15 protein-coding genes are annotated in these 19,004 nt (G+C 71.1%); 3 read left to right on the forward strand and 12 right to left on the reverse strand.

Annotated elements, in window-relative coordinates:
* Nucleotides 1-191: 191 nt before the first annotated feature.
* From ettA to ABZ904_RS34090, 3 genes are read left to right on the forward strand one after another with little or no spacing between them, the layout of a single operon-like run.
* Nucleotides 192-1,856 (forward strand): energy-dependent translational throttle protein EttA, encoded by a 1,665-nt coding sequence (gene ettA / locus ABZ904_RS34080; protein WP_360999239.1) that lies wholly within the window; start codon nt 192-194, stop codon nt 1,854-1,856.
* Nucleotides 1,857-1,858: 2 nt separating this feature from the next.
* A complete protein-coding gene (locus ABZ904_RS34085; RefSeq protein WP_359400637.1) occupies nt 1,859-2,269 on the forward strand; it encodes a thioesterase family protein in 411 nt (136 codons plus the stop codon).
* A complete protein-coding gene (locus ABZ904_RS34090; RefSeq protein WP_360999237.1) occupies nt 2,266-2,955 on the forward strand; it encodes a hypothetical protein in 690 nt (229 codons plus the stop codon). Before ABZ904_RS34085 ends, ABZ904_RS34090 begins: the two co-directional genes overlap by 4 nt.
* Before the next feature lie 72 nt (nt 2,956-3,027).
* Here the strand turns inward: ABZ904_RS34090 and ABZ904_RS34095 are convergent, their stop codons facing one another.
* The 12 genes from ABZ904_RS34095 to ABZ904_RS34150 form a co-directional block, all read right to left on the reverse strand.
* The gene (locus ABZ904_RS34095; protein WP_359400643.1) at nt 3,028-3,441 is read right to left on the reverse strand and encodes a globin; all 414 of its coding nucleotides are present in this window, start codon (nt 3,439-3,441) and stop codon (nt 3,028-3,030) included.
* Nucleotides 3,442-3,882: 441 nt separating this feature from the next.
* Nucleotides 3,883-5,292 (reverse strand): FHA domain-containing protein, encoded by a 1,410-nt coding sequence (locus ABZ904_RS34100; protein ID WP_360999234.1) that lies wholly within the window; start codon nt 5,290-5,292, stop codon nt 3,883-3,885.
* 93 nt (nt 5,293-5,385) lie between these two features.
* The gene (locus tag ABZ904_RS34105; RefSeq protein WP_360999232.1) at nt 5,386-6,732 is read right to left on the reverse strand and encodes a VWA domain-containing protein; all 1,347 of its coding nucleotides are present in this window, start codon (nt 6,730-6,732) and stop codon (nt 5,386-5,388) included.
* A gap of 118 nt (nt 6,733-6,850) precedes the next feature.
* On the reverse strand, nt 6,851-8,188 hold the full coding sequence (locus ABZ904_RS34110; RefSeq protein WP_360999230.1) for a protein phosphatase 2C domain-containing protein: 1,338 nt from the start codon (nt 8,186-8,188) through the stop codon (nt 6,851-6,853).
* 3 nt (nt 8,189-8,191) lie between these two features.
* Complete coding sequence (locus ABZ904_RS34115; protein ID WP_359400655.1) at nt 8,192-10,804, reverse strand: tetratricopeptide repeat protein; 2,613 nt, start codon at nt 10,802-10,804, stop codon at nt 8,192-8,194.
* Nucleotides 10,801-12,123 carry a hypothetical protein gene (locus tag ABZ904_RS34120; RefSeq protein ID WP_360999228.1) on the reverse strand — a complete coding sequence of 441 codons (1,323 nt, stop codon included), beginning with the start codon at nt 12,121-12,123 and terminating at the stop codon, nt 10,801-10,803. The genes ABZ904_RS34115 and ABZ904_RS34120 overlap by 4 nt, the downstream gene beginning before the upstream one ends.
* An 86-nt stretch (nt 12,124-12,209) precedes the next feature.
* A complete protein-coding gene (locus ABZ904_RS34125; RefSeq protein ID WP_359400661.1) occupies nt 12,210-13,214 on the reverse strand; it encodes a glutamate ABC transporter substrate-binding protein in 1,005 nt (334 codons plus the stop codon).
* Nucleotides 13,215-13,228: 14 nt separating this feature from the next.
* Entirely contained in the window at nt 13,229-14,677 is a 1,449-nt protein-coding gene (locus tag ABZ904_RS34130; RefSeq protein ID WP_360999226.1) for a hypothetical protein, read from the reverse strand.
* Nucleotides 14,678-14,928: 251 nt separating this feature from the next.
* The gene (locus ABZ904_RS34135; RefSeq protein WP_361827745.1) at nt 14,929-15,903 is read right to left on the reverse strand and encodes a BadF/BadG/BcrA/BcrD ATPase family protein; all 975 of its coding nucleotides are present in this window, start codon (nt 15,901-15,903) and stop codon (nt 14,929-14,931) included.
* A complete protein-coding gene (locus ABZ904_RS34140) occupies nt 15,894-17,159 on the reverse strand; it encodes a 6-phospho-beta-glucosidase (RefSeq protein WP_359400670.1) in 1,266 nt (421 codons plus the stop codon). The genes ABZ904_RS34135 and ABZ904_RS34140 overlap by 10 nt, the downstream gene beginning before the upstream one ends.
* 6 nt (nt 17,160-17,165) lie before the next feature.
* A complete protein-coding gene (locus tag ABZ904_RS34145) occupies nt 17,166-18,059 on the reverse strand; it encodes a carbohydrate ABC transporter permease (protein WP_360999220.1) in 894 nt (297 codons plus the stop codon).
* 2 nt (nt 18,060-18,061) lie between these two features.
* Nucleotides 18,062-19,003, reverse strand: coding sequence for a sugar ABC transporter permease (locus ABZ904_RS34150; protein WP_360999218.1), 942 nt, complete (start codon nt 19,001-19,003; stop codon nt 18,062-18,064).
* Nucleotide 19,004: the final 1 nt, after the last annotated feature.

A 19,004-nucleotide genomic window follows, 5' to 3' on the forward strand; every position in this document is an offset into this window, starting at 1 on the left:
ACCGGCAGACCCGCACACCCGGCAGCCCCCAACGGCCACCGGGCACCCACCCCTGCCCACACCCGCCCTGACCTGCTGCTATTTACGCGTCAGAGGCCCCGGGCGTAACGGGTTTCCGCTCAGGGGTGGCGGTCAGGCAAGATGGGGTGTATCTGCCCACTGCCAGATTTCAAGCTGCCGGACGGTTTCTCTTGGCTGAGTTCATTTACACCATGCGCAAGGCGCGCAAGGCGCACGGCGACAAGGTGATTCTCGACGACGTAACCCTGAGCTTCCTGCCGGGTGCGAAGATCGGCGTCGTCGGCCCGAACGGCGCCGGTAAGTCGACCGTCCTCAAGATCATGGCCGGTCTTGAGCAGCCGTCGAACGGTGACGCCTTCCTCACTCCCGGTTACAGCGTCGGCATCCTGCTCCAGGAGCCCCCGCTGAACGAGGAGAAGAACGTCCTGGAGAACGTCCAGGAGGGTGTCGCCGAGATCAAGGGCAAGCTCGACCGGTTCAACGAGATCGCCGAGCAGATGGCGGTCGAGTACACCGACGAGCTCATGGACGAGATGGGCAAGCTCCAGGAGCAGCTCGACCACGCGAACGCGTGGGACCTGGACGCGCAGCTGGAGCAGGCCATGGACGCCCTGGGCTGCCCGCCCGGCGACTGGCCCGTCACCAACCTCTCCGGTGGTGAGCGCCGCCGCGTCGCCCTGTGCAAGCTCCTGCTGGAGCAGCCCGACCTGCTGCTGCTCGACGAGCCCACCAACCACCTCGACGCCGAGTCCGTGAACTGGCTGGAGCAGCACCTGGCCAAGTACCCGGGCACCGTCGTGGCCATCACCCACGACCGGTACTTCCTGGACAACGTCGCGGAGTGGATCCTCGAGCTCGACCGCGGCCGCGCCTACCCGTACGAGGGCAACTACTCCACTTACCTCGAGACCAAGGCCACGCGTCTGAAGGTCGAGGGCCAGAAGGACGCCAAGCGGCAGAAGCGTCTGAAGGAAGAGCTGGAGTGGGTCCGCTCCAACGCCAAGGGGCGGCAGGCCAAGTCCAAGGCGCGTCTGGCCCGCTACGAGGAGATGGCGGCCGAGGCCGACAAGATGCGGAAGCTGGACTTCGAGGAGATCCAGATTCCGCCGGGCCCGCGTCTGGGCAGCGTCGTGGTCGAGGTCGACAAGCTCAACAAGGCCTTCGGGGAGAAGGTCCTCGTCGACGGCCTCAGCTTCACCCTGCCGCGTAACGGCATCGTCGGCGTCATCGGTCCGAACGGTGCGGGCAAGACCACGCTGTTCAAGATGATCCAGGGGCTGGAGGAGCCCGATTCCGGTTCGATCAAGGTCGGCGAGACCGTCAAGATCTCGTACGTCGACCAGAGCCGCGAGAACATCGACCCGAAGAAGACGCTGTGGGAGGTCGTCTCCGACGGGCTCGACTACATCAACGTCGGCCAGGTCGAGATGCCGTCGCGGGCCTATGTGTCGGCGTTCGGCTTCAAGGGCCCGGACCAGCAGAAGCCCGCGGGTGTTCTCTCCGGTGGTGAGCGCAACCGCCTCAACCTCGCGCTGACGCTGAAGCAGGGCGGCAACCTGCTGCTCCTCGACGAGCCGACCAACGACCTCGACGTCGAGACGCTCTCGTCGCTGGAGAACGCGCTGCTCGAGTTCCCGGGCTGTGCCGTGGTCGTCTCCCACGACCGGTGGTTCCTCGACCGCGTCGCCACCCACATCCTCGCCTACGAGGGCGACTCCAGGTGGTTCTGGTTCGAGGGCAACTTCGAGTCGTACGAGAAGAACAAGATCGAGCGGCTCGGCCCGGACGCGGCCCGTCCGCACCGTGCCACCTACAAGAAGCTGACCCGGGGCTGATCTTGCGGCACATCTACCGCTGCCCTCTGCGCTGGGCGGACATGGACGCATACGGCCACGTCAACAACGTGGTGTTCCTCCGCTACCTGGAGGAAGCCCGTATCGACTTCCTGTTCCGCCCGGACAAGCAGTTCAAGCAGGGGTCCGTGGTGGCGCGCCACGAGATCGACTACAAACGCCAGCTCGTCCACCGGCACGCGCCGGTGGACATCGAGCTGTGGGTCATGGAGATCAAGGCCGCGTCCTTCACGCTGGGCTACGAAGTGAAGGACCCGGAACAGGTCTATGTCCGGGCCTCGACCGTGATAGTGCCGTTCGATTTCGAGGCACAGCGGCCGCGGCGGCTCACCGCCGAGGAGCGGGAGTTCCTCGCGGGGTACAAGGACGACGAGGAGGAGGCCGTCGCCGCATGACGGTGCTCCATCTCGAGGACGACGGGGAGGCGGCGGACCTTGCCGCCTTCCTGGCCAGGCTGATCCACTACGACCGCGGTGCGGTGGTGCGTGTGCAGTCGACCGGGACGACGCTGGCCGTGTTCGGGCGGCCGCCGTCGTTCGAGGTGCTTGCGGTCCGGGCGGTACGGCTGTCCAAGCCGTACGAGAACGGCCTGGAGGTCGGGCTCGACGTGACCGTCTCGGCCGGCGAACTCCTGGAATCCGTCGATGAGCCGGCGGCCACAGCCGGCGTACCGGCGGCCGTCACCGGGCCGCCGTGGGCCGGGGTCCTCCCGCCGCGCAGCGGCTGGCGGCCCGAGCCGGGACTGCCCGCCCCCGACGTGCTGCGGGCGACCGTGGCCGCGGCGGTCGCGGAATTCCGTTCGCGTACGGAGGAACTGGCTCCCGAGCGGCGCACGCGTACCGAACTCGACCGGATCGGCAGAGAGATCTGGTCCCGCGCGATCGGCGGCACCGAGCTGCCGGTGCGGGCCGCGCACGCGGCGCAGTCGCTCGGCTTCCTCCGCCCCGTACCGCGGTCGGCGTCCGGCACCGAGCCGCTGGGGTTGTTCTCGTCGGGCACGTGGCTGAGGCTGCGGACACCGTACGGCTCGATCGCCGTGCGGCGGGCCGGGCTCGGCGCCCTGGGCGTCAGCGTCCGCTGACGGCGGGGATCCGCCGCCGGACAGCAAGCCTGCGGGCCGGGAGTCCCCGGCCCCGGCCCGGACCTCTCGGACTCACTCCGGGCTGTTCACCATCGACGCCGCCGCGTACGTCAGGTAGTTCCACAGCGTGGTGCTGTGCTCCTCGGAGAGGCCGAGTTCGTCGACGGCGACCCGCATGTGCTTGAGCCAGGCGTCATGGGCGGCCTGGTTCACGGTGAACGGGGCGTGGCGCATGCGCAGGCGCGGATGGCCGCGCTTCTGGCCGTAGGTCGTCGGGCCGCCCCAGTACTGGATCAGGAACAGGGTGAGGCGCTCCTCGGCCGGGCCCAGGTCCTCCTCCGGATACATCGCCCGCAGGGCTGGATCCTCGGCCACCCCCTCGTAGAAGCGGTGCACGAGACGGCGGAAGGTCTCCTCACCGCCGACCTGCTCGTAGAAGGTCTGCTCCTGCAGCGTGCCGCGCCGAATCTCTCTCACGTCGTCCATGGTCTCAGACGCGACGACCGAGGTCCCAAGGCTTAGGACCACCCCTCTGAACCGCCCACTGGCCAGGCAGCCGGCCGCGTGGGCCCAGGCGACGGCGCGTAGGGGCGGGAGGGGGTGCCGGAGTGAGCCAGGACCTGCTATCGGCCGCGCACCCTGGCCACGCCCCTGACCACCCGACCGCAAGGCCGCACGGGGAACCCCATCCCAGAACATCGCGCGTGAATGCCGCACGACCGGCGGCAAAACCGAACCGCGCGCCGCGAAGCCGCACAAAGGACCCGGAAACGCCGCCAGGGAACGCCATGCCGGAACACCGGCCCGGCACACCAGCCCGTGGAGACCGGGCCGCAGAAGAGCGGAGAAGAACAGATGAGAAGCCACGGCCGCGCACGCGTACGAGAGCCCATGAGCAGTCCCGTACGCGCACGCGGCCCTGAGTGCTCAGCCCCGGCGGATCGTGATCGTCGTCCACGCGCCCACGTGCACCCGGTCCCCGTCCTGGAGGGGCACCGGAACGAAGGGCTGGATGGGCTCCTCGCCGCCGTTGACCGTGGTGCCGTTCGTGGAGTTCTGGTCGACGACCGCCCAGGAGCCGTCCGGCTGCCGGACCAGGAGCGCGTGCTGGTGCGAGACGCCCGGATCCTCCGGCGGCACGGACAGGTCGATGTCCGGGGTGTCACCGGTGGAGTGGCGCCGGCGGCCGATGGTGACCTGGTTGCCGGTGAGGGTGCGCTGCTGCTCCGGGGAGTACGCCGGCAGGTTGAGGCCCGCGGCCTCGGGGCCGGAGCGCTGCATCATCGCCATGAAGTACTCGCGGTCCGGACCGATGGTCGCGGTCCAGGTGAGCGGCTGCTGCTCGTAGGGAGGCGGGGCGGCCTGGCCGGAACCGGGCTGCGGGTAGCCGTAGCCCCCGCCCTGACCGGCACCGGGGCCCGCCGGACCGCCGGTCGCCCCGGTGGCCGGGGAGGACGACGGAGGCGAGATCACCCAGTCGTCGTCACCGCCGCCGAAGGACGGACCGCCGGGCTGCGGCGGAGCGGGCGGGAAGCCCTGGGTCGGCGGCGGGGGAGGCGGGGCCTGCCGCTGGAAGGCGGAGGGGGCACCGCCCTGGAAGGCCGAGGGCGCTTCCGGGGCACCGGTCCGAGGACCGCCGGCGCCACCTGTCGTGGGCCCGGGCGGCGGCGGAGCCGGATTCGAGCGATCCCCACCGAATGCGGACGGGGAGGAGGGGTCGCCGCCGAAGACGGACGGGCGTGCGGATTCGCCACCGAAGCCGGACGGGGAGGAGGAGTCGCCACCGAAGACGGACGGGCGCGGGGAATCGCCGCCGTACCCGGACTGGCGCGAGCCCCCTCCGCCGAAGCCGGTCGGACCGGACGGCTCGTCGCCGAAGGCCGGCCCCGGAGGAATCGGTTCCGCGGGCCGGTTCACCTGCGAGGGGCGGGACCTCTCGTAGTCGAACGAGTCGGGGCCGGGCACGGTCTGCCCGCCCTGCTGGAAGCGCAGGGCCGGGTTGGGCGCCGACGGGCGCGGTGCGGCGGGGGTGTACGAGGTCGCCGTGTTGGTCAGGAAGTTCCACCGGCACTCCTCGCAGAACGGCGCGCCGCCCTCGCGGGGCGTACGGCACTGCGGGCAGAGTTCCGGTTCGGAGTTTGGTGCGGCGGACATCGGCCGTCCACCGGGCCGGCCGCCCGCGCCCGGAGGCGGCGGGGGCGAACCCGGCGGCGGATAGCCGTAACCGGTGGTGGGCGGCGGCGGAGGCGGCGGGGGCACGGCACCGGCCATACGGTGACCGCAGACCTCGCACCAGTCGTCGGAACCCGACTGGTGTCCGTTCGGGCAGGTCGGCATGTCGGCGCTTCCCCCTCTCCTTCTCCGGCCGCTGGGGCCGGTGTGGTTCTCCGACCCCGCGGGGTCGGGCTCGTTGCTGGCAGGACTTTCAGGTCACTTCTTTACACGAACAGTCTTTGTGGACCGTGTCTCGAGAGTCATCTCGTCGGCCTCCGCGACCTTTGTCTTCAGTCGCACAGTACCTGTCGTGGCATCGACCACGTCCACCACCTTCGCAAGCAGTTTCGCAGTATCCGCGTTTCCCGAGACGCTGGCGAGCTGAACGGCGCGGCCCAGCTTGGCCGTTGCACCATCGAAATCGCCCGCTTTGCGTAGATCCAGTCCTTGCTGGATGACCTGTGCCAGTTCGGCCTGGCCCGTGTAGTGCGCGACTTGGGGGTTGATCGATGTGGACGCCGTCATGTCGTCGGTCCACACGGCCCGTACGAGCCCCTGGGCGCCGAGGTTCTGGGCGCTGCCGTCGCTCTGCGGTATCACCAGGGACACCCGTGCGGCCAGCATCTCCTGGCCGATGTTCGCGGCCGGGACCCGGACGCACACGTGGTAGTCACGGGACTCGTCGCCCCAGGAGCCGGTGGGGTAGTCCCCGGCGCGCGGGCCCGCCTCGGTCCGGCGAGCGGTCAGGTCCTCGACGGTGGGCGCGACCTGCTTGACGAACTTGATCTCCGTCCCGAGAGGCGTCCACAGCCGCAGCGAGACATCGGCGACCTCCTTGCCCATCGCCGTCTCCATCATCTGCGTGAAGTCGGCGGCGAGGGCGGCCGGGTCGGCGACGATGTCGGCCGTGCCGAGCAGCGCGGAGGCGATCCCGGTGACCTCCTTGACCTCCCAGTCGGTGCCCACTCCACGCGCGTCACAGGTGAAACGGCCGGCGCAGGCGTCCAGCGCGGCCTTCAGGTCGGTGGGCGACTCGTGCTCGTTGCGGCCGTCGGTGAGCAGGATGCCGTGGCGTATGGAGACATCGGCCGAGGACAGCAGCCGGTCGGCGAGGCGCAGCCAGGTGCCGATCGCGGTGCCGCCGCCGGCGCTGAGCCTGCGCAGCGCCTGCTTCGCCTGGCCGCGGGTGGTCGCGTCGGCGACGGCGAGCCGCCCGCCGCCCGGGTAGACCTCCTTGGCCACATGGGTGCCGCCGACCACCGCGAAGTGCACACCGTCGCGCAGGGTGTCGATGGCCGCGGCCGTCGCGTCGCGTGCGTTGCGCATCTTGGTCGGCGGGTAGTCCATCGACCCGGAGCAGTCGACCATGATCGCCACGGCGGCGCTCGGGCCGTGCCCGGGCGTGTAGAGGTGGGGCGCGGCGACGGCGCTTCCGGTGGTGCCGCCGCCGGTCGCCGTGACCGTCACGATGGCGTTGACCTCCCGGCCGCCCTCCGGCAGGTACTCGTTCTGGTAGACGTCCACCGAGAACTGCGGCACGTTCGACTTCGAGAAATTGGCCATGCCTTCTCTGATCCCACTAGAGGACCCCACCGCCGTGGGGTGATGACTGGTTGCGGACCGGTCCCCTCCGGTCCTAGGGCCGTTCTCGCCGGCCACGGGTGTGCCCACGGGGCACGCCTCAGGCGGATCCTGCCCCCTGCGGAGGGGCGGGGAACGGGAGCACGGCCACTGTTACGTTGTCGTGGCCCCCGCCGTCCAGGGCGTGCCCCACGAGCACCTGTGCGGTGTGCAGCGGCCGCAGTTCGGCGCCGGGCGGCACCACCTCGGCCATCTCCTCGGCGGCCTCCGCGTAGTTCCACAGCCCGTCCGTGCAGACCACGACCACACCCGGACGGTCCGGCTTGAACGAAGCGGTGTGCGGCTCCAGTTCGTACGCGTCCGCGCCGAGCCAGCCGGTGATCGCGTGGGCGCGCTCGTCGGCGTACGCCTCGGCCTCGCTCATCAGGCCCGCGGCGACCATCTGCGCGGCCCACGAGTCGTCCTCGGTGAGCCGGGCCGGCGGGGCCGATCGGTCGACCGGGATCCAGTAGGCGCGGCTGTCGCCGACCCAGCCGACGACGAGCAGGCTGCTGGTGACGACCGCGCCGACGAGGGTGCAGGCGGGCGCGTTCTGGTGCGGGGTGTGTTCCTGGGCCGTCTCCGGCTCGGTGGCCAGTGCGTTGACGGCGTGCGAGGCGATCACGATGGCCTCGTGCATGGCCTGCTGGGGGTGGGTGCCGCGCGGCAGGGCGTCCAGCAGCTCCTCGTTCGCCGCGCGGGCGGCGGCGAGCGACGCCTCGTCGGGGCGGGTCGCGGAGGAGACGCCGTCGCAGACGATCGCGACGACGGCGGGCGAGCCGTCGGGCAGCGCGGTCGAGGAGACGGCGAACGCGTCCTCGTTGCGGTGGTGGCGCAGGCCCCGGTCGCTGACCGCGGCCACCGCTCCCGACTCCTGCTCCACGTGGTCGCGTTCGCGCGGCTGGGCGTGGCCGCAGTTCTCGCAGTAGCCGTCGTCGTCCACGTTCCCCGCGCGGCAGGCCACGCAGACCTTGGTGCCGGAAGGCGGAGTGGCCGGGACGGCGGTGCGCGGGTCGACGGGCTGCGGGGCCGCGAGGTGGTAGTCGTCGGGCTCCGACGGACGGTCGAACCGCACGCCCTTGGAGGCGTCCTTCGCCGTGGACGCGACGGGCAGCTGGGAACCGCCCGAGTCGGTGCCCTGGATGTCGGTCGGCAGATGCACCGGTGCGGGCACACCGGGGCCGCCCGACGGGGGTGCGGCGGGCCAGTCCACGGAATCCGCCTCCGAACGCGGGTGCGGGGCCGTGCTGTTCATGGTGAGCGTCGGGGTGTCCGCAGGCGGGGCGGGCACCACCGACAGGTCGTACCCGCAGGCCCCGCAGTAGCGGTCGCCCGACTCGAGGGGCTCCTCACAACTGGGGCACCTCGAAAGGGCTGTCGGCTGGGGCATCTGCGACATCGATCACACCCACGTCCGGGGGCGGTAACGGTTGGCTCGTTCCACCAGGTCGATCCTCTCCTCGCCGCCCTGCGCGAGCCTGGCCAACGTCCGGTACGAACGCTCCAGGCCGAAGCGGAGGCCGCGCTCGTCCAGGTCGCTGCCGAGCAGCGCCCGCCCACCCGGCGCCGCCGACGGCTCGGAGGCCTGGCTACCGGAGAGTACCCAGTCCAGGGCGCAACCGAGGACCTCTGTGGACAACTGCTCGCGCCGCACGGCGTCCAGGCCGTACGCCTCCAGCGCCTGGACCTGTCCCGCGGCGGCCACGAGGTCGTCCAGAAAGGCCGGGTCGGGGCCCTGGCCCGTACGGTGCCGCAGCCGTGCCCGCACGGCGGCGACACGGGCGGCTGTGTAGTGGATGGAGGCCTCGGGCACGGACTCCAGGGTGCGAACGGCACCGCGGCGGTCACCGGAGGCGAGCTGGACACGGGCCAGGCCGAACGCCGAACTGACGTAACTGGGGTCGGTCGTCCATACGAGTCCGTAGTACTCGGCGGCGTTGTCGAGCTGGCCGAGGACCTCCGCGCACAGGGCGAGGGCGAGCTTCGGGGCGGGCTCGCCGGGGAAGGCGTCGTAGATCGCGTCGAAGGAGAGCGCGGCGCCCTCGTGGTCGCCGGTGACCAGCGCGGTGGCACCGCGGTACCACACGACCCGCCAGTCGTCGGGGTGGTCCGCCTCCAGCGCCTCCAGGGCCCGTCCGGCGGCGTCCGCCTCGCCCATCTCCAGCCGGGCCCGCAGTTCGCGCAGACGCAGCTCCAGCGAGTTCACGGGCGCGGCGTGCAGCGCGGTGATGAGCTCCGAGGGCGCGGAGGCCATGAGACCGGCGAGGAAACCGGCGTTGGGGTCGCCGGGGTCGACGTGGGGGACCGGCAGCGCGAGCGCGGCGGCGGAGGCGTCGACCGTCTTGACGACGGCGGGCGTGGCGGAACCGTCGGCGGCCGGTCCGCCCGTGCCTGCGGCGCCCGGCCATCCGCCACCACCGGAGGCCGTGACGGCGGAGGACAGGGCGGCAGGAGAGAGCGAAGAGGGGACCACGGCGCCGGTGGACGCGAGAGTGCCGGAGCCCTCTGCGGTCCCTCGGCGGCGCCGGGGCGCCACCACTCTGGCCCCCAGCCGCGACACGTCCCCGTCCAGCCTCGGGAACAGCTCCGTGTCCGTGACCTTGACCTCGGGCCCGAACAGCGTCGACAGAGCGGGCCGCGGGCGGTTCGTCTGGAGGGCGACGACCTCCCGCAGCACTCCCGTCAGCTGCTCCGACATCTCCTGCGCGGACGCGAACCGGCGGGCCGGGTCGGGGTCGGTGGCGCGCACCAGCAGGCGGTAGAAGGACTCGTATCGGCGGAGGACCTCGATGCTGTCCGGGTCGGGCAGGGAGTCCACGTAGACGCTCGTGTAGCCCTGGAAGTCGAAGGTGAGCACGGCGAGGGTGCGCGCGACCGTGTAGAGGTCGCTCGCCACCGACGGACCGACCTCCGCGACCTCCGGCGCCTGGTAGCCGACCGTGCCGTAGATGGCCGACTCGTCGTCGTCCATCCGGCGTACGGCGCCCATGTCGATCAGCTTGAGCTGGTCCTCGGTCTGGATCGCGTTGTCGACCTTGAAGTCGCAGTACAGGAGGTTGCGGCTGTGCAGATGGCCGAGGGCCTCGAGCGCCTCGATGCCGTATGCGCACGCCTGCTCGACCGGCAGCGGATCGCGGCTTCCGTCCGGGGTGCGGCGGGAGTTGGCGATCTCCTTGAGGGACTTGCCGCCGACGTACTCCATGACGATGTAGCCGTCGAGTGAGCCGGTGCGCTGGTCGAGGTGCTCCACGAAGTTGTAGATGCGCACGATGTTGGAGTGCTCGATCTCCGCGAGGAAGCGCCGCTCGGAGATCGCCGCGGCCATCGCGTCCTGGTCGCCGGTGTCGAGCAGGCCCTTGAGGACCACCCACCGGTCGGAGACCGCGCGGTCCACCGCGAGGTAGATCCAGCCGAGCCCGCCGTGCGCGAGGCAGCCCACGACCTCGTACTGGCCGTGCACGATGTCCCCGGCGTGCAGCTTGGGCACGAACGAGTAGGGGTGGCCGCACTTGGTGCAGAACCCTTCGGTGCGCCCGGTCTTCTCGCCGCGCGACCGCCCCACGGGGGCCCCGCAGTCGGAACGCGAGCAGAACCGCTTGCGCTCGGGGACTTCGGGGTTCTCGAGGACCATGGCACGGGGGTCGGGCCGCGGCACGTCCGGGACCTGGACCAGGCCGAGGCCGAGCCGGCTGCGCCCCGAAGTCCCGCTCGTCGAACCGGAGCTGCGGACCGACACCGAGCGGCTGGAAGAGCGGCCCGTGAGCCGTCCCGACACCGAGCGGCGGGACTGGGAGGACCGCGACGAGGTGCGGGAGCTGGCTCCCGATCCTGCGCTTTCCGAGCCCTGTGAGCCCTTGCCGCCCGCGGTGACACCCGTGGCGGACGGGCCGACCATGCCCGTCACCGAGACGACCGGCGCGAGTCCGCACGTGTCGCAGTACAGCTCGCCGCCGCCCACGTCCTCGTACGACCCCTCGCAGCCGGGCCGCTGGCACTTCTGTCCTGCCTGGCTCATGCATCCCCCCTCCGGTCGGCCGGCTCGCCCTGCTGGGGCACGCGCGGACCGAGCAGCTCGGCGGTCGCCTGCTGGTAGCGCAGCACCGCCTGTTCGGCGACTCTGAGGTCGCAGGGCGCGCTCCACAGCATGCGGCGCGCCGCGTCGTACCGCTCGACCAGCACCGGGTCCTCCGCGAGGCCGTGCCGGGCGACCTTCGCCTTGTACGCGTCCAGACGGCCGCGCAGCTCGGCGCGGACGGCCAGGGGCGCGGTGACCGCCGTCAGGGACTCGCGGGCCCGCAGCAGTTCGTCCTCCGCCCTCTGCTCCAGCGACTCGAGGAGCGGTGAGAGGCGGTGCCACTGGGCGTTTCTGCGGTACTCGGCGGCGGTCGCCAGCTGTTCCTGCAGCACGGTCGGCGGACCGCTGACCGCGGGCACCTCCGAGGCGGCGATCTTCGCGAGGACCTCACCGCGCGCGCTGCGGGCCTCCGACAGCGTGCGATCGGCACGGCTGAGCAGGTCGCGCAGCTTGACGAGACGGGTCTCGGCATCTTGACGGACCGCCAGGACCGCGTCGATCTCCCGCCGCACGTCCTCCAGGGCGCGCGCCTCGCGGTCGTACATCGTCGTGTCCGGCCGGCCGCCGCCGGGCGCCGAACTCCCCTGCGTCGGGACCCAGTACGCCAGCGGGTCGGAGACCACCTGCTCGCGCAGGTTCGTCAGCGTGCGCATGATGCGCTCCAGGTCGTCGCCGGCCGGATGCTCACCCAGGCGTACGCCCACGGAGTGCGCCAGTCGGCGGGTGCGCTGCAACTCCGCGGCCAGTAAATCGATTCGGGCGGGCAGCGCGGACCACACCGCGTCCGCGGCGATGACCATGTCCAGCGAGGCCGCGTACAGCTCGTTCATCCGCTCCACGAGCTGTGCAAGCGTGAACTGCTCGCTGAGCCTGCCGGAACCCGCGAGCGTCGGCGCGTTCGCGGTCGCCGACGCGCTGCCCGCCACGGTGACGCCGGAACCGCGCAGCAGGTCGGTCAGCTCGACCAGGTCCTCACGGCTGGACCAGCGGCGGCGGGCGCGGATCTCCTGTGCGCGGCGCAGAGCGTCCGCATAGGCGTCGAAGTACGTCCACAGCAGGGTGATCGACGCCTCTGTCGACGTCCAGCGCTCCTTGGTGACGCCCGTCAGCTCGGCACCCTCGAGGAGTCTGCGGCCCGCGTGGTCCTGCAGGGCGAGAAGCGAGGTCTCTATGGCCTCGTGCTCCGCGCCGAGCCGCGCCAGCGCACGGTCCACCTCGTCCCGGTCCATCACCGGCCCGGTGGGTCCCGCGACGCCCATCGATCACCTCTCGTCTCGTCGTGCCCAGTGCGCGCTGTCCGGTGCGCCGGGGTAACTCTCCAGTGGTATCAGGTCGGTTGCCTCGATCAGGAGGAAGGCGGCTGAGACGACGCCGAGTCGGCGCCGAGCGTCTGGGACAACCACTTGTCGTACGAGGTCTGCCAGCCGGTCTTGCGGTAGTCCACCAGCACCTGGTTGACCCGGCGTACCAGATCCTTGGAGTCCTTGTTCATCGCCACGCCGTAGTACTCGGTCGTGAAGGGCTTCCCCTTGAGTTCGACCGTCGGGTCCTGGGCCGCCTGGCTCGCCGCGAGCGCGCCGTCGGTGACGACCGCGTCGACCTCGCCGAGCTGCAGCCGTACCAGGCAGTCGAGCTGATTGGGGACGGTGGTGGAGATATCGGTGGACGCCGCCAGCCGGCCGGCCTTCTTGTCGTCCGCCAGCCTGGTGTTGGCCGTCGACCCCTCCGCCGAGCAGATCCTCTTGCCGGCGAGCGACTTGTCGTAGCCCGTGATGCCGGACCCCTTCGGGGCGAGGACCTGCTGGCCGGTGGTGAAATACGGGTCCGAGAAGGCGACTTCCCGCAGCCGGTCGCAGGTGATCGTCATGGTGCGCACCACCATGTCCACCTGCCCGCTCTTGATCGCCGGAATGCGCTGGTTGGTGGGGATGGCGTGAAAACGCACGGCGTTCGGATCGCCGAGGATCGCCCGCGCTATCTCGTGCGCGAGGTCGATGTCGAAGCCCTCGAGGTCGCCGCCCTTGGCGTTGGGGTCCCGGTAGCCCCAGCGGTAGCTGTTCTGGTCCACGCCCACCGACAGATAGCCGCGCGTCTTGATGGCCGTGACCGCCCGGCCGCTCTCGTCGCCGGACGGCGGCGGGCTCAGCCGCTCCGGGTGGCCGCCGCAGGAGTCGGCCTTCGCCTGCGTGCCCTCGGCGAGGCCCTGGCCGCCCGTCCCGGTGGAGCCGTCCACGCCCGCCCCGCTCAGCGGCAGAAGCAGCGCGAAGACCGCGGTGAGGACGCAGGCGACCAGCATCGCCCCCACACCGCCCCAGCCCTTCAGGCTCGCCCTCAGGCGCCGTGTGATCATCGCCGCTCCCCCTCTCACCGGTACTCCGAAAGCCTGCGTCCGACACCCAGCAGCGTGCCCGAAGCGCCCAGCAGCGCGAGGACCGCCGCGCCCGCCGGGAGCCCGGTCATCGCATTCCGGCCACCGCTGGCCGACTGGCGGAACTCGCTCTCCTCGTGCCCCAGTGCCTTCGCCAGGTTCGCGTCCACGCTGTCGAAGCACTCGCCCGTCGGCTGGTCCGCCCCGGAGCCGATGATCTTTTTCAGGGCGGCCTGGTAGTCGCCGTCGTCGTCGGCGGTCCTGGCCTGCTTGTGACGCTGCTGCCAGACCTTCATGTTGCCGGTCGCGGCCGTCACGGGCTGCTCGCCCGCCCGGTCGTCGGCCAGGGACACGGCCTTGGCGAGCCCGGCGGAGAGCGTCTTCATGTCCTGCTGGAAGGCGTAGTCGTACGCGTCCTCGACCGTGCCGTCGGGCAGTTGCTTGGTCTCGGCGCCGCGGCTGACCAGCGTGAGGTTCTCGTTGCCGCGCGCGTTCAGGGAGGCGATGCGCGCGTCGTGCAGCACGTCCAGCGAGCGGACGCCGTGGGCGTACGAGGAGTCCAGCCCGGCGCGGGCGACGCTGTGGCCCACGACGAGCCACACCAGCAGGATCGCGGCCGTAGCCGTGCCGGCGACCAGTCCGTGGTTGAGCAGCCGGTTCGTACGCAGGAAGTGGCGCCGCTGCGCCCAGCCGAGGGCGGCCAGGGTGAGCACGCCGAGGGCGATGGCGAACCAGGGGTACGGGGTCGCGCCCGCGTAGTCGGAGCGCAGCCGCTGGTTCTCCTTGGTGTACAGGTCCTGCGCCTTCGGCAGCATCTCCTGCTGCATCAACTCGTTGGCCGCCCGCAGATAGGCGCCGCCCACCGGGAACCCCAGCCGGTTGTTGGCCCGGGCCCGCTCGATGAGGCCCTTGTACTGAGGGAGCAGTTCGTTGAGCTTGGCGATGGTGGTCGCGGCGGGGGAGCCGGGGTCGGTGCTCGCGGCCGCGGTGACGAGCCCGGCGGCGGCCGTCCTGATGTCCTTGTCGTACCGCGCGGTGGTCGCGGCGGGTTCCTGACCACCCGACAGGAATCCGCTGGAGGCCGTCGTGTTGGCGTCCGCGAGGGAGCGGTAGATGTCGGCGGCGCCCGCGCTGAGCGGCTGGCTGCTGTGCAGCACGTCGTCCGCTGCGTTCGCCCGGTCGGTCGTCTGCCAGGCGGTGACGGCCCCGAACGCGACGACGACGAGGGCGAGGACGGCACCGATGACGCGCAGCCGCCCGGGCTCGGTGGTCGCGGCGATGCGCAACCGGTCGACGCCCTCGGCGAAGGCCGTGCGGCGCGGCGGGGCCGGGGCCGGGCGGCCCGGTGACACGGGGGCCGTCCGTACCGCGGACGTGGCCTGCCGCGGTACGGCGGTCATCGTGGGCGTCGCAGGTGGCGCGCCGCCCTGCTGCGGTTGTGTCACTTGACCTCCCCCATGGTCATCCGTCCGTCACCTCCGTCCGGAGCGTGGGAGCGGACGCAGGCGCACGGCGGCAAGTATCGCCGCCGGGACCGGTATCCGCACAGGCCTTTATACGATCTTGTTTCCGGATCGCAGCGTTTGTGCCGGACGCCGGTCACGCCGTTCGTCGCCCCACCCTGTCCATGAATACGCGGGGTGCCTGTGTTCGGTTCCCGGGGGCCCGGCGGCCGTACAGGGCGCCGGGTCAAGGGTCATGCGTCCTCGTAGTACGTCCGTACGCGCGCGTGTGCCTCCTTCGGGGCGTGTCGGTGGTCCAGGCCCAGCAGGGCCGCGCCGAGCACCGGGCGGGCCGTGACCACCCGCGGGACCGCCTTGGGGGCCCGGACGGCCAGCAGTTCCCGTATACGGTCGTCGAGTTGGGGGTGGCGGGCGGCGAGGATGCTTCCGCCGAGCAGCACCGGTGCCTCCTCGTCGAGCAGGTCGAGCCGGGTCAGCGCGACCGCCGCCATGGCGACCACCTCCGCCGCGAGCCGGTCGACGATCGCGCGGGCCACCGGATCGCCCTGCACGGCCGTGGCGAACAGCACCGGCGTCAGCTCATGGCGCCGGTCGTGGGCGATGTGCTCCAGGTGGAGCGCCTCGATGAGCGCGTACATGGTGTCGAGCCCGAAGTGCGCCGGCAGGGTGCGCGCCAGCTCCGTGGGCCCGCCCCGGCCGTCCTCCGCGCGGGCCGCCCACCACAGGGCCTCCTCCGCCAGTCCCCAACCGCCGCCCCAGTCACCGGAGATACGGCCGATCGCGGGGAAGCGCGCCGTGCGTCCGTCGGGGCGCATGCCGACGCAGTTGATCCCGGCGCCGCAGACGACCGCCACCCCTCGGGGCTCGGCGACACCGGCCCGCAGGATGGCGAAGGTGTCGTTGCGCACCTCGACGGTCGTCCCCCACGCGCGCGCTTGCAGCGCGGCCGCCAACTGCTCTTCCTCCACCGGCAGGTCGGCGTTGGCGAGACAGGCCGAGACATGGCCGGCCGCCGTGACCCCGGCCCGGGCGAAGGCCTGCCCGACGGCCTCGCCCAGGGCGTCCACGGCCGCCGTGACACCCACGACCGGAGGGCGGAAGCCCCCGCCCCGAGCGGTTCCGAGGACCTCGCCGTCTTCGGCCACGACAGCGACGTCGGTCTTGCTGTTGCCCGCGTCGATGGCGAGGACACTTGCGGTCAGGCCCACGCGAGGTGCTCCCGGTTGTGCGCGATCAGCTGGTCGGTGAGGGCTTCGGCGTACTCGTACTGGCCGATGAGGGGGTGGGCGAGCAGGGCACGGAAGACGCGGTCCCGGCCGCCGAGCAGGGCCGCCTCCAGAGCCAGCTCCTCGTACGCCGTCACGTTCGCCATCAGGCCCGCGTACAACGGGTCCACGGCGGGCACGGGCAGGGGCGTCGGTCCGTGCGGTCCCACGGCCGCCTGCACCTCGATGACCGCGTCGTCGGGCAGGAAGGGCAGCGTGCCCTTGTTGTACGCGTTCACCACCTGGTAGGGCGATCCCCCTCCGCCCAGCAGGGACGCGGCGAGGTCGACCGCGGCCTCCGAGTAGTAGGCACCGCCGCGCTTGGCGAGCAGCGCGGGCTTCTCGTCGAGTGCCGGGTCGCCGTACATCTCCAGCAGTTGCCGCTCCATGGCCGCCACCTCGGCGGCGCGCGACGGCTTCGTCCTCAGTTCGCGTACGACCTCGTCGTGCGCGTAGTAGTAGCGCAGGTAGTACGACGGGACCGCGCCCAGCCGGTCGAGGAGGGCGCGCGGCAGCCCCATGCCCTCGATGATCGAGTCGCCGTGCTCGGCTATCAGCTTCGGCAGCACGTTCTCGCCCTCGGGGCCGCCCAGGCGCACACCGGTCTCCCAGGTGAGATGGTTGAGGCCCACATGGTCGAGGTGGACGTCGAGCGGAGTGACACCGAGCAGGGCGGCGAACCTGCGCTGGAAGCCGATCGCGACGTTGCACAGACCGACCGCCCGGTGGCCCTCCTGCAGAAGCGCGCGGGTGACGATGCCGACCGGGTTGGTGAAGTCGATGATCCAGGCCTGCGGGTTGGCGCGGCGGACCCGTTCGGCGATGTCCAGGACCACCGGGACCGTGCGCAGCGCCTTGGCGAGACCGCCCGCGCCGGTGGTCTCCTGGCCGACGCAGCCGCACTCCAGCGGCCAGGTCTCGTCCTGTTCGCGCGCGGCCTGGCCGCCCACCCTCAGCTGGAGCAGTACGGCGTCGGCGCCCTCGACCCCCTGGTCCAGGTCGCTCGTCGTCACGACGCGGCCGGGGTGCCCCTGCTTGGCGAAGATGCGCCGGGCGAGTCCGCCCACCAGCTCCAGGCGTTCGGCGGCCGGGTCGACGAGGACGAGTTCCTCGACGGGCAGGGTGTCCCTCAGCCGCGCGAACCCGTCGACGAGTTCGGGTGTGTAGGTCGAGCCTCCGCCGACCACGGTGAGTTTCATGTGTTGCTAGCCCTTCACTCCGGTGAGCGTGACGCCCTCGACGAACGCCCTCTGGGCGAAGAAGAAGACGAGGATCACGGGGGCCATGACCAGCACCGTCGCGGCCATGGTGAGGTTCCAGTCGGTGTGGTGCGCGCCCTTGAACGACTCCAGGCCGTAACTGAGGGTCCACGCCCCCGGGTTCTCCGAGGCGTAGATCTGCGGGCCGAAGTAGTCGTTCCAGGCGTAGAAGAACTGGAAGAGCGCGACGGCGGCGATGCCGGGCCTCGCCATGGGCAGGACGACCTTGAGCAGGGTGCGCAGATCGCCGCAGCCGTCGACCTTCGCCGCGTCCAGGTACTCGTTCGGGATGGTCATCAGGAACTGGCGCAGCAGGAAGATGGAGAACGCGTCGCCGAACGCCATCGGGATGATCAGCGGCCACAGCGTGCCGGACAGGTCCAGCTGCTTCGCCCAGAACAGGTACATCGGGATGATGATCACCTGTGGGGGCAGCATCATCATCGAGATCACCAGCATCAGGGACAGGTTGCGGCCCCGGAAGCGGAACTTGGCGAGGGCGTAGGCGACCGGGATCGACGACACGACGGTCAGGACGGTGCCCAGACCCGCGTAGATCAGCGTGTTCTTCCACCAGGTGAGGAAGCCGGGTGTGTCGAAGACCTTCTTGTAGTTGCCCCACTCCCAGGTGTGCGGGATCAGATCGCGGCTGAGCGCCTGGGTGTCGCTCATCAGCGAGGTCAGGAACACGAAGACGAAGGGCAGGGTGAAGAAGAGGGCGGCGGCCACGCCGAGGGAGTGGACCGCGATCCACTCCAGGAGGGCCTTGCGGCGGGCGGTGCGTTCGGCCGGTGAGACGGGTGCTCTCAACTCCACCGGCTTGTCGAGTACTTGGGTCATGGTCAGTCACCTGCCAGGTTGAGACCGCCCCGGCGCCGCATCAGGAACGCGGTGAACACCATGGACAGGGCGAAGAGCACGAGCGCGACCACACAGGCGGAGCCGTAGTCGAAGCGCTGGAAGCCGAGGTTGTAGACCAGCTGGGGCAGGGTGAGGGTGGACTTCTCGGGGTAGCCCGGCTCGAACTGCGTGCCGGCGCCCTGGATCACACCCGAGGCGACCTTTCCCGCGATCAGCGGCTGCGTGTAGTACTGCATGGTCTGGATCACGCCGGTGACCACCGCGAACATCACGATCGGCGAGATGTTCGGCAGGGTGACGTACCGGAAGCGCTGCCACGCCGACGCACCGTCCAGCTCGGCCGCCTCGTACTGCTCCTTCGGCACGTCGAGCAGGGCGGCCATGAAGATGACCATCAGGTCGCCCACACCCCACAGGGCGAGCAGGGTGAGCGCGGGCTTGGACCAGGCGGGGTCGTTGAACCAGCCGGGCGCCGGCAGGCCGATCCTCTCCAGGATCGAGTTGACCGGTCCCGTACCGGGGTTGAGGAGGAAGGCGAAGGCCATCGTGGCGGCGACGGGCGGGGCGAGGTAGGGCAGGTAGAAGAGGGTACGGAAGACACCCGTACCCGTCTTGATCTTCGTGATGAGCATGCCGACGCCGAGCCCGAAGACGACCCGCAGGCTGACCATGACGAGGACCAGCCACAGGGTGTTGCGCAGCGCGGGCCAGAACAGCGGGTAGTCCTGGAAGACGTACGTCCAGTTCTTCGTCCCGCTCCACGTCGGCGCTCTGAAGCCGTCGTAGTGCATGAACGAGAAGTAGACCGTGGAGATCAGCGGGTACGCGAAGAAGACCGCGAAGCCGATCAGCCAGGGCGACATGAAGGCGACCGTCCGAAGCGCCGCCCGGCGGCGCTTGGACGCGGGGGTGATCGTGCTCATC

The organism is Streptomyces sp. NPDC046900, from assembly GCF_040644975.1.
Lineage (GTDB): Bacteria > Actinomycetota > Actinomycetes > Streptomycetales > Streptomycetaceae > Streptomyces.

Coding starts and splice junctions, on each gene's coding strand:
- ABZ904_RS34090 (WP_360999237.1), top strand. CDS start 2,266: ATGACGGTGCTCCATCTCGAGGACGACGGGGAGGCGGCGGACCTTGCC.
- ABZ904_RS34095 (WP_359400643.1), bottom strand. CDS start 3,441: ATGGACGACGTGAGAGAGATTCGGCGCGGCACGCTGCAGGAGCAGACC.
- ABZ904_RS34100 (WP_360999234.1), bottom strand. CDS start 5,292: ATGCCGACCTGCCCGAACGGACACCAGTCGGGTTCCGACGACTGGTGC.
- ABZ904_RS34105 (WP_360999232.1), bottom strand. CDS start 6,732: ATGGCCAATTTCTCGAAGTCGAACGTGCCGCAGTTCTCGGTGGACGTC.
- ABZ904_RS34110 (WP_360999230.1), bottom strand. CDS start 8,188: ATGTCGCAGATGCCCCAGCCGACAGCCCTTTCGAGGTGCCCCAGTTGT.
- ABZ904_RS34115 (WP_359400655.1), bottom strand. CDS start 10,804: ATGAGCCAGGCAGGACAGAAGTGCCAGCGGCCCGGCTGCGAGGGGTCG.
- ABZ904_RS34120 (WP_360999228.1), bottom strand. CDS start 12,123: ATGGGCGTCGCGGGACCCACCGGGCCGGTGATGGACCGGGACGAGGTG.
- ABZ904_RS34125 (WP_359400661.1), bottom strand. CDS start 13,214: ATGATCACACGGCGCCTGAGGGCGAGCCTGAAGGGCTGGGGCGGTGTG.
- ABZ904_RS34140 (WP_359400670.1), bottom strand. CDS start 17,159: ATGAAACTCACCGTGGTCGGCGGAGGCTCGACCTACACACCCGAACTC.
- ABZ904_RS34145 (WP_360999220.1), bottom strand. CDS start 18,059: ATGACCCAAGTACTCGACAAGCCGGTGGAGTTGAGAGCACCCGTCTCA.
- ABZ904_RS34150 (WP_360999218.1), bottom strand. CDS start 19,003: ATGAGCACGATCACCCCCGCGTCCAAGCGCCGCCGGGCGGCGCTTCGG.